This window comes from Rhodonellum sp., from assembly GCF_030656585.1.
Taxonomy (GTDB): Bacteria; Bacteroidota; Bacteroidia; order Cytophagales; family Cyclobacteriaceae; genus Rhodonellum; species Rhodonellum psychrophilum.
The window spans coordinates 44,898-55,332 of the sequence record NZ_JAUSPP010000021.1 but is presented as its reverse complement, the minus strand read 5'-3'; the positions used below and the strand labels follow the sequence as shown (position 1 = coordinate 55,332).

11 protein-coding genes are annotated in these 10,435 nt (G+C 42.2%); 1 reads left to right on the top strand and 10 read right to left on the bottom strand.

Features of this window, described 5'->3' with window-relative positions:
- From proB to groES, 5 genes are all read right to left on the bottom strand, one after another.
- The coding region (proB, locus tag Q7J63_RS04845; protein WP_304884403.1) for a glutamate 5-kinase at positions 1–797 on the bottom strand (797 nt) is incomplete at its 3' end.
- A gap of 529 nt (positions 798–1,326) precedes the next feature.
- Positions 1,327–2,334, bottom strand: a complete 1,008-nt coding sequence (gene corA, locus Q7J63_RS04840) for a magnesium/cobalt transporter CorA (protein WP_304884401.1) — start codon at positions 2,332–2,334, stop codon at positions 1,327–1,329.
- Entirely contained in the window at positions 2,335–2,709 is a 375-nt protein-coding gene (locus Q7J63_RS04835) for a response regulator (protein ID WP_304884399.1), read from the bottom strand.
- 218 nt (positions 2,710–2,927) lie between these two features.
- Positions 2,928–4,556: a chaperonin GroEL gene (groL, locus tag Q7J63_RS04830; protein ID WP_304884397.1), complete on the bottom strand. Its 1,629-nt coding sequence runs from the start codon at positions 4,554–4,556 to the stop codon at positions 2,928–2,930.
- Positions 4,557–4,604: 48 nt separating this feature from the next.
- Positions 4,605–4,883: a co-chaperone GroES gene (groES, locus tag Q7J63_RS04825; protein ID WP_019597634.1), complete on the bottom strand. Its 279-nt coding sequence runs from the start codon at positions 4,881–4,883 to the stop codon at positions 4,605–4,607.
- 212 nt (positions 4,884–5,095) lie between these two features.
- On the opposite strand from groES, the gene Q7J63_RS04820 reads away from it, so the two are divergent.
- The gene (locus Q7J63_RS04820) at positions 5,096–5,803 is read left to right on the top strand and encodes a hypothetical protein (RefSeq protein WP_304884394.1); all 708 of its coding nucleotides are present in this window, start codon (positions 5,096–5,098) and stop codon (positions 5,801–5,803) included.
- Positions 5,804–5,852: 49 nt separating this feature from the next.
- Here the strand turns inward: Q7J63_RS04820 and secG are convergent, their stop codons facing one another.
- Genes secG through miaB form a run of 5 tightly spaced genes read right to left on the bottom strand, consistent with a single transcriptional unit; the run spans position 5,853 to position 10,386 of the window.
- Entirely contained in the window at positions 5,853–6,209 is a 357-nt protein-coding gene (gene secG, locus Q7J63_RS04815; protein ID WP_304884392.1) for a preprotein translocase subunit SecG, read from the bottom strand.
- Between the two features lie 4 nt (positions 6,210–6,213).
- Entirely contained in the window at positions 6,214–7,059 is an 846-nt protein-coding gene (locus tag Q7J63_RS04810) for a hypothetical protein (RefSeq protein WP_304884390.1), read from the bottom strand.
- Positions 7,060–7,094: 35 nt separating this feature from the next.
- Complete coding sequence (gene lptE, locus Q7J63_RS04805; protein ID WP_019597630.1) at positions 7,095–7,640, bottom strand: LPS assembly lipoprotein LptE; 546 nt, start codon at positions 7,638–7,640, stop codon at positions 7,095–7,097.
- Positions 7,627–8,910 (bottom strand): sigma-54-dependent Fis family transcriptional regulator, encoded by a 1,284-nt coding sequence (locus tag Q7J63_RS04800; RefSeq protein ID WP_019597629.1) that lies wholly within the window; start codon positions 8,908–8,910, stop codon positions 7,627–7,629. Before Q7J63_RS04800 ends, lptE begins: the two co-directional genes overlap by 14 nt.
- 15 nt (positions 8,911–8,925) lie before the next feature.
- On the bottom strand, positions 8,926–10,386 hold the full coding sequence (gene miaB / locus Q7J63_RS04795; protein WP_019597628.1) for a tRNA (N6-isopentenyl adenosine(37)-C2)-methylthiotransferase MiaB: 1,461 nt from the start codon (positions 10,384–10,386) through the stop codon (positions 8,926–8,928).
- Between the last annotated feature and the right edge of the window lie 49 nt (positions 10,387–10,435).

Sequence of the window (10,435 nt, the reverse complement as noted above, 5' to 3'; positions counted from 1 at the left end):
CTCTGTTTGGAAGGTTTGGGTTCGAAATAAGTACAAGTGATGGATTTTTCATGAAAATCCCGGAGGATGTTTTCTTTCTTTCCATTTGCGATCAATACTTGGATGCCGAGGTCCGCGGATTTCTTCGCCATTGACAGTTTGGTCAGCATTCCCCCTCTGCCAAAAGAGGATTTGATCGGACTGATCACATGATCAAGATCTGGCATTTTCGTCCCGATATGGGGGATCAATTTAGAAGTAGGGTCGGAGGGAGGACCATCAAAAACACCATCTACATTTGTCAAAAGAATCAAAGTATCGGCATTAACCATGGCGGCAGTCAGTGAAGCGAGTTCATCATTGTCTGTAAACATCAATTCGGTGATGGCCACGGTGTCATTTTCGTTGACGATTGGGACAATATCCTGAGACAATAAACCAAGCAGACAATTTTTCATGTTCAGGTAATGCTTTCGGTCCCTGAAATCTTCTTTGGTAACCAAGATTTGAGAAATCGTGATCCCCAATTCCCGGAAAAGAATCTTGTAGGTATTGATCAGCTCAATTTGTCCAGCAGAAGCCCAGATCTGTTTTTTCAGGATCGGATCTATCTTTTCAGGCAGGGTGATTTCCTTCCTTCCAAAAGCCACCGCACCGGAAGAAACCAAAATGACCTTTTTTCCATTTTCTCTTAGAAAAGAAACTTGTTTGACCAAGGAAGCCATGCGTGCCAAATCCGGTTTGCCGTCTTCTTTTGTCAAGACGTTTGAACCGATTTTGATGACCATCAACTTGGATTTTTGTATTTCAGGACGCATTGTGGAGAAATGTATTTAAACCACAATATTAAAGGATATATTAAGAATTCGCTAAAAGTCTTTCTGTATTTTGAATTTTGGGTGTGAAACCCTATAAAAATTTGAAATATTCGGAATTCTCTTTTTTTTGAATTGTAGGATGAAATCCGATTTGAAAAAAGGATTGACACTTCTGGAGAATTCGAAATTTAGCGGGTTGTATCCACCTGGTTTTTAGGAACTATGAAAAGCGGCTATACTACTTGCTTTGTGGAGAAATGGGGATGCACCATTTCTGGAGATTTTCAACGGGAATGCCAAAGCATAAGCGAAAAATCAGATGGGAATGCAGAAAAAACCTTGCATCAGGCGCAAATGATTTTAACCCGTTTTATGCAAAATGAATTCAATTCCAACCCAATACCACTTAATAATCAGTCCTTGCTCACTGTTTTTGGCTCACCCTATCGGTAGGTTACCTTATTCTTCAAATAGTCTGATTATCGTACAGTTTCAACCCTTATTGCGAATCCTACTGCATTTATCGGGTTTAAAACCAATGTTTTCTTTTGAAATACACGACCATGGACAAGGTCGTTCCCAAGAACAAAATCCAAATGCTGATGTAGCCATATTTCCAGGACAATTCCGGCATGTAATCGAAATTCATTCCATAAACACCGGCGATAAAGGTCAGCGGGATAAAAATGGTAGCGATGATGGTTAGGGTTTTCATCACCTCGTTTTGTTTCAAGCTGATGTTGGATATGAAAATTTCAACAAGTGTGGTGATGGATTCCCTTTGGATCTCGAGGTTTTCAATGATTTCGACACTGTGCTCGTACAAATCATTGATAAACGGGACGGTCTTTCGTTTAAGCAAGGGACTTTCCGATTTCCTCCAAGCGGAAATCATTTCCCGAGTGGGCCAAACATTGCGTTTTACTTCCAGTAGGGATTTGCGCTGGAGATAAATATCGGAAAGCTTGATGTTTTTGTTTTGGCTGATGATTTGATCTTCAAGCTCCTCTATTTTTTCCCCGACCATTTCCAGTATGGTATAATATTGATCCACGATGGCATCCAATAAGGTGTAGGTGAAATAGTCTGTCCCCATCTTTCTCATCTTCCCTTTCGGGTTTTCGAGGCGAGCCCTGATTTGGTCAAAAATATCAAAGGGGGTTTCTTGGAAAGAAATCACAAAATTTTTCCCAAAAACCAGACTGACCTGCTCTACCTCAAGTTCTGTAATGTGATCTTTCGTGTAAATCATTTTGGAAACAACCAATATCAAATGCTCGAATTCCTCCAGTTTGGGTCTTTGATGATTGTTCTTGATGTCCTCCATGGCTAAAATGTGGATATCAAAAAGGACACGGATTTCTTCCAAAAGGCTTAGGTCTTCCAGCCCTGATATGTTTAGCCAGAATTTCTTTTCCTGGTGTAAAAATGGTTCAATTTCCTTGGTGTCCTTTATAAGGTACTTCTCTAAAAAATCCTCCCCAAAAACATATAAATCCATGAGGGTGGGTTGGTTTTGGGGCTCGCTAATTTCCATTTACAAGATTTTTTTTATTTTTTCTGGGGTCAGCGGTTTTTCGATAAACCCATTTACACAGGAAAATAGCTTTGCTTTTTGCCTGTCTTGGAAATCAATCGAACTGGAGAGCATCACAATCTTGTCATTCCTCTCCTGAAAAACTTCAATATACTTGCTTAGAAAATCCCATCCATTCATCACAGGCATGTTGATGTCCAAAAATATAAGGATTCTTTCATCACAATTCAATGATTTTATCCTTTCCAAGGCCCTTTCGGCCACTAAAAATTCTTCAACTTGGGGGGAAAGATTTAATTTTGATATTAATCTTTTGTTAATCAAATTATTGATGGGATCGTCGTCAACCAAAATAATTGAATAAAAAGATTGCATCAATAAATGGATTCGGGTGGTATTTGTTTCTATAAATAATGACAATATTATTACAAAGATAGATGAAATATTTACTTGAATTTACATAATTATAAAAAGATAAAAAAAGATTGAACTTATTTTTTTAAAATCAACTCCAAAATCTTGTAAGCCATTGGGGAATAGGGGTAAAAAAAAAGGGAACCCATTTTGGGTTCCCTTTTTTTTAGGGGAATGAATTACATCATGCCACCCATTCCGCCACCGCCCATTGGAGGCATGCCGGAATTTTCTTCTTTCACATCCGCAACCACACATTCGGTAGTCAAAAGCAGACTTGCAATAGAAGCTGCATTTTCCAATGCCAAACGCGTAACCTTGGTAGGGTCGATAACACCTGCTTCGAATAGATCTTCGTAAATATCCGTTCTTGCGTTGTAACCGAAATTACCTTTGTTTTCCTTTATCTTGTTGATAACAACAGATCCTTCGCCGCCAGCATTTTCCACGATAGTTCTCAATGGAGCCTCGATGGCAATCCTGATGATGTTGATCCCTGTGTCTTCATCTTCATTTAGACCTTTCAAGCCGTCCAAAGAAGCAGCAGCTCTTACCAAGGCAACACCGCCACCGACAACAACACCTTCTTGAACCGCAGCTCTAGTTGCATGCAATGCATCGTCAACTCTGTCTTTCTTTTCTTTCATTTCCACTTCAGTGGCTGCACCAATGTACAAGATGGCAACGCCACCGGACAATTTGGCCAATCTTTCCTGAAGTTTTTCTTTGTCATAATCAGAAGTGGTTTTCTCTACCTGCGCCTTGATCTCATTGATCCTGGCTTGGATATCGGCTTTTTCACCTGCTCCGTTGACGATGGTCGTGGTGTCTTTGTCAATGTTGACTTTTTCAGCAGTTCCCAAGTAATCCAAAGTTGCATTCTCAAGCTTGTAACCTCTTTCTTCTGAGATCACTGTTCCGCCTGTCAAAATTGCGATGTCTTCCAACATTGCTTTTCTTCTGTCTCCAAATCCTGGAGCTTTCACAGCAGCAACTTTCAAGGCACCTCTGATTTTGTTTACCACTAGAGTAGCCAAAGCTTCTCCGTCAACATCTTCAGAAATGATCAACAATGGTCTTCCTGTCTGTGCCACTGGCTCCAATACTGGAAGCAGTTCTTTCATGGAAGAAATCTTTTTGTCATAGATCAAGATAAATGGCTTCTCCAATTCAGCTTCCATTTTCTCAGTGTTGGTCGTGAAGTAAGGAGAAAGATAACCTCTGTCAAACTGCATACCTTCTACAGTTCTCACTTCAGTTTCCGTTCCTTTGGCTTCTTCTACCGTGATGACACCGTCTTTACCCACTTTTTCCATGGCATCGGCGATCATTTTGCCGATTTCCTCGTCATTGTTGGCCGATACAGTGGCAACTTGTTCGATTTCTTTTCCAGTGGTGATATGTTTGGTAGTCGCTTTCAAAGAAGCAACAACAGCTTTAACTGCTTTGTCAATGCCTCTTTTCAGATCCATTGGATTGGCACCAGCGGCTACGTTTTTGATCCCAACATTGAAGATGGCTTGGGTTAATACGGTGGCAGTAGTAGTTCCGTCACCTGCATTGTCTGCAGTTTTGGAAGCCACTTCTTTTACCAATTGTGCACCCATGTTTTCGATTGGCTCAGAAAGCTCAATTTCCTTTGCAACGGTCACACCGTCTTTGGTGATGATGGGGGCACCGAATTTTTTGTCAATGATTACGTTTCTGCCTTTTGGACCTAAGGTCACTTTTACGGCGTCGGCAAGAGCATCCACTCCTTTTTTAAGTCTGTCTCTTGCGTCGGTATCGAAAAATAATTGTTTAGCCATGATAATTGGTTATTTTAAATGTTTTGGATTGAATAAAATAGAGGATGCTTAAAGGATCGCGAAGATATCCGATTCTCTCATGATCAGGTAATCCTGACCGTCTACAGAAAGCTCAGTACCTGCATATTTGCCATAAAGCACTTGATCACCTACTTTTACAGTCAGGGGCTCATCTTTTTTTCCACTTCCTACTGCCACGACAGTTCCTTTTTGTGGTTTTTCTTTTGCAGTATCCGGGATATAAAGACCGGAAGCAGTTTTCTCTTCAGCTGCAGCAGGTTCAACAAGAACTCGGTCTGCAAGAGGTTTGATGTTCACGTTTGACATAATTATTTTATTTTTATGTTAGTTCTAAAATTCTTTGACCTTATATCATTTCCTATGCCAATTGAAGGCGATTTGGATATCCTGACATAAAGGCGGAATTACTTCCCGCTTTGCTGTCATCCTTAAGAATTCATAGACTTTTTCACTGCCAATTTTTCCCAAGAACTTTTTTTTGATGTCAGTTTTCGTTAAATTTTTACAAAATTATTCCTATGAAAAACTTATCTGAAAACTGGATTACGGAAGGATGGATAGATTTTGAATACAAAAAATACCTCCTGCTGGCTTATCTTCAAGAAGTTTCCTCGCAATTCAAGGAAGTCAAACTTTATCCACCCTTGGCGGACCTCATCCGCCATCAATCCCGGCTCAAATCCTTTTTGGAAAACAGGGATTTGATGAAGGATGCTTTTCCAAAAATGCTGAACGAATCGGCATTCAAGGAAATGAAATTGAATTACAGGCCGCTTTATCAAGACGATGAAACCATGCGGCAACTTGAAGAAATCGTTGCTTATGCCCTGCCAAAACTTCAGCTTCACATCGAGGAGGGGAAAAACATCTATGATTTTTTGGAAAATGAAATGAAGATCGAACCCATTGGGCTGTCACCTCTTTATCAGAAGGAAGGGTATGCGTTTTTGTCTCTCGAAAAATCAAAAGACATCTATGTGTACCGGTATAAAATCAATCTTTTCCAGAACAGTGTGGATTCATTCAAGGGCATCATGATGGAGTTTGTCAAAAGGGTCAGACGAACCTTTGTCAATACCCTTGAGCAGGTGAAATTGGACTTGATCAAATCCTACCGGGAATTGCCCAATCCTGCAACTTATAGGATTCACAGCCGCTTCCAGATTCCTCTTCAGGAAAGCTTTCTTCCCATCAGCAAAAGACTTTTGCTCAAAAAAGTGGAATAAAAAAAGGGTCTGGAAGTACTTCCAGACCCTTTTTTGAGGTTAGATTCTTTTAATTTTCGGTAGTATCCATCTCTGTTGGTTGCTCAGTAGCTGGCAAAAGACCTTCAGAGTCTCCAAAAGAAGGAGCTACGATTTGTTTTTTGGCGCTTTCCACGTTTGGAGACGAAAACTGATCTCCACTGGAGCTGGTATAAAAAGCTGATGATCCCAAGGAGAGTACCAAGATGGCGATAGCCAGGATCCAAGTTGATTTTTCAAGGATATTTCCAGTTTTGGTGACACCCATTACCTGGGAAGCACCCCCTCCGAATGCAGCACCTACGCCGCCTTTGGAGTTTTGAGAAAGGATCACGAGTATCAATAATACCGATAAGATGATGATGATGCTGATAAGTACGGTGAACATGTTTTTAAATTTTGTCTTCTAGTGCATTCAATAACTCCGTAAAGTAAACGCTTTTCTCTGGGAATTTCACCATCAATTTCCGATAAATTTCTTTGGCTTTTTGTTTTTTCCCCTGTTTTACCAGTAAAAGGGCGAAGGATTCCGAAATCAGATCATTATTCAATTGCGTACTGGTTTTCGACAAATCATCCTGTTTCTGGAAATTGGCCATCTCTTTCAAGCTGGCCAATTTGAATTCCCGCTTGCTGAAGGCCTTGATCATGTCAATCTGCGCCTTTTGTTTTTCATCGATGATCTCCTTCTTTTCCTTTTTCCTGAGGTTTTCTATCAGTTCTTCCCCATCTCGATTCCCAACAGGTATTTTCCTGGACAAAACCCGTTCATCGGCATCCTCTTTTGCGATGTCTGTTTGGATTTTGTTGGGATTGAGGGTTTCTTCGAGTTTTTTGAGTGCCTCGGCCCTTTCTTGGGGATTGACCAGGGGCACTTGATCGGGCATGAGGGATTTACCGTCCTCCAAGGAGTCCTCAAATTCAGGTAAAGGTTTTTTCGCTGAGGAAATTCTTTCTTTTTCTTGGGTTTTTAGAATCAATTCCTTTTTCAGAATCTCTAAAGGGGTCTTGGTTTCGACCAAAGATTGGAGCCATAGCCTGTTGGGGCTGGTGACAGCAGCCCAATGGAGAAAGTCCTTTTCCTGCCCACCGCTTTGGTCAAATTCGTATTTGGCCAGGAGCACTTTTGGAATCTGAAAATAAGGGAAAGTTTCATGCAGCTTCAGCAACTGGGAGATTTCCTCTCGATGAAGAGCATTGCTATGTTGAATGATTTCCAAAAACTGCTGGGCGTTCACGTGAGTGGGATTTAGTGGTTCTAAGATAGGTGTTTTTACCAGTTGGCAACCGTTGCCGTGAAAATATCCTGGATGATGTTTTCAAAGATTTCTTCAATCAGCTCTCCTTCTACTTGGAGAAGGGAGGTCGTCCTTACATCATAATCCCTGAAAAAGGAAAATGTCCTTTTCAGGTTTTCCTCCTCATTCGCCATATTGAGATATTCTACTTCCACCGAAATGGTAAGTCTCATTTGTCCAGCCCTGTCGGGCAAATTCGGGTCTTGGCTGGATACCGTGGCTTGTGGGGTAATCGAATACCTGCTGATGGCTCCCGCAAATTGAAGATCGCCATTGTTCCTTACCAATTCCAATTGGGTGTTTCGCTGGTAATACTCCTTCATCGATTCCGTAAATAGCTGCCCCATGTTGGCAGGGCCACCACCGGAATCGTTGAAAAAGTTCTCCACCGAAAAACTCTTGGTCAACTCATAGTTGATGTTGGTTCCTGTGAAGCTGTATTTAATCGCGCATGAGCCCAGCAATATACCGGTCAGGATGCCCAATAAACTGCCTTTTTTCAATACCCTATTCAATATCATACTGTTTGATTTTTCTGTATAACGTCCTTTCGGAAATTCCAAGGTCGTAAGCAGCGTATTTTCTTTTGTTGTTGTGCTTGCGAAGCGCCCGGAGGATCATCTCCTTTTCCTTTTTTTCCAAGGAAAGGGAGTTGTCATCTTCTTCATGCAAGATATCCTCTACACTTTCTTCCTCATAATCATCATCATGGTCATTCTGTTTTTGAAGGTCAATGGCCAAAGGAGAGTGAACTGCCGGGGAACTGGATTTTTTGTCTTCAAAAGTGACCGGTGATTCCAGGTCTTCGAAAAGCCCTTGATGCTTGTTGATGATGGATGAATTCAATCCACCGGATTGGTAACTTTCCAGAACAAGTTTTTTCAGGTCATTCATGTCCTTTTTCATGTCAAAGAGCACCTTGTAAAGAATGTCCCTTTCTGAAAAATCCGTGGATTCATGTCCGCCCGGCCCCGTATAGGTGGCAGGAAGACGGCTTTGGACCGAAGGTAAATATCGATTTAAAGTCGATGCGCTAACTTCCCTTTCCTCCTCCAACAACGAGATCTGTTCTGCCAGGTTTTTCAACTGACGGATATTCCCCGGAAAAGGGAATTTGACAAGGAGTTTTTTGGCATCTTCATCCAAGGAAATCGGTTTTACCTTGTATTTTTCCGAGAAATCGGAAGTGAATTTCCGAAAAAGTAAGACCATATCCTCACCTCTTTCACGAAGCGGGGGGACGTAAATGGGGACTGTATTCAGCCTATAATAAAGATCTTCCCTGAATTTCCCCTTTTCAACAGCCTTGATAAGGTTGACATTTGTCGCGGCAATGACCCGAACATCCGTCTTCAAAACCTTGGAAGAACCTACTTTGATGAATTCCCCATTTTCGAGAACCCTTAGCAATCGGGCTTGTGTCCCCAAGGGCATCTCTCCAATCTCATCCAGAAAAATGGAGCCGCCATCCGTCACCTCAAAATATCCTTTTCGGGCTTCGTGGGCACCGGTAAATGACCCTTTTTCGTGACCAAAAAGTTCGGAATCGATCGTCCCTTCCGGAATGGCTCCGCAGTTGATGGCGATGAACTTGCCGTGTTTTCTGGCACTCAGCGAATGGATGATTTTCGAAAATGATTCCTTTCCACTGCCACTTTCCCCTGTGATCAACACGGTCATTTCGGTCGGAGCAGCTTGCATCGCTACTTGGATGGCATGGTTGAGCAAGGGGCTATTTCCGATGATGCCAAATCTCAATTTGACACTTTGGATTTCTGATGCTGTGATCATGTTGACGGTTTAAATTCAGGAAATGACTTCACCAAATAATGTTGCGGGGGTGCAATCCGTAATCTTTACGGTCACATAGTCTCCCTTTTGGAATTTTCCCCGGGGAATGATCACGACTTTGTTTGCGGAATTTTTCCCCTTCAATTGCTCGGAAGACCTTTTGGATTCCCCTTCAATGAGGATTTCCTGTGTCTTCCCAAGATCAAGTTGATTGCGTTCCAGAGATAGCGCGCTTTGCTTTGCGATGATTTCGGCCAACCTTCTTTTTTTCACTTCCAGGGAAATATCATCTTCCAGCTTTTTGGCGGCGAGGGTTCCTGGGCGTTCGGAATAAAAAAACATGTACGAAAAATCAAATTTCACGATGTCCATCAGCGTCAAGGTGTCTTGGTGCTCCTCCTCGGTTTCAGAACAAAAGCCAGCGATCATGTCCGATGAAATCCCACATTCCTCACCCAGTATCCTTCGGATGCTGGCCACCCTTTCCAGGTACCAATCCCGGTCATAGGTTCTGTTCATCAATTCCAAAACCCTGGAATTTCCGCTTTGAACCGGCAGGTGGATGTATTTGCAGATGTTGTCGTATTTTTGGATGGTGTACAATACCTCGTCCGTGATGTCCTTTGGATGGGAAGTCGAAAATCTGACCCGAAGCAGGGGGCTAACTTGGGCCACCATCTCAAGAAGATGAGCGAAATGCACCACTTGCGTCAGATTGTCTTCATTTTTGTTTAGCCTGGCCTTGTTGTTTTCCTCAGCGGACCATTTGTAACTGTCCACATTCTGTCCCAAAAGGGTGACTTCCTTATACCCCAGGTCAAAGAGTTCCTGAGCTTCTTTGACAATAGAGTGGGGGTCGCGGCTCCTTTCTCTTCCTCTGGTGAAAGGGACCACACAAAAGGAACACATGTTGTCGCATCCCCGCATGATCGATATCAAGGCCGAGACGCCATTGGAATTCAAACGTACCGGAGAAATGTCCGCATAGGTTTCTTCCCTTGATAAAAAGGTGTTGATCCCCTTGCTTCCGTCTTCTGCGATGGAAACCAGGTTGGGGAGGTCACGGTAGGCATCCGGTCCCGCCACTACATCCACGATTTTTTCCTCCTCCAGTAGTTTTTCCTTCAGACGCTCCGCCATACAGCCCAAAACACCGATGGTCAACTCTGGTTTGCTTTTTTTGAGGGTATTGAACTGACTCAGCCTTTTGCGGATTGTTTGTTCCGCCTTTTCCCTGATCGAACAGGTATTCAAAAAAATCACATCTGCTTGTTCAAAGTCGGAAGTGGTATCGAATCCATTTTCTTTCATAATGGATGCGACGATTTCCGAATCAGAAAAATTCATCTGGCAGCCATAAGATTCAATGTATAGTTTTTTGGTGTTTCCGTTATTTTCGTCTCCTGTCGTTTTGAAATCACAGGCCTGTGATTCCTCTGCCGTAAGGATGTCAATGTCTTTTATTATGTTTTCCATAAATCAGTAAACTTTCAGAAAGCGAAATTAATAAAATACGGACATAATG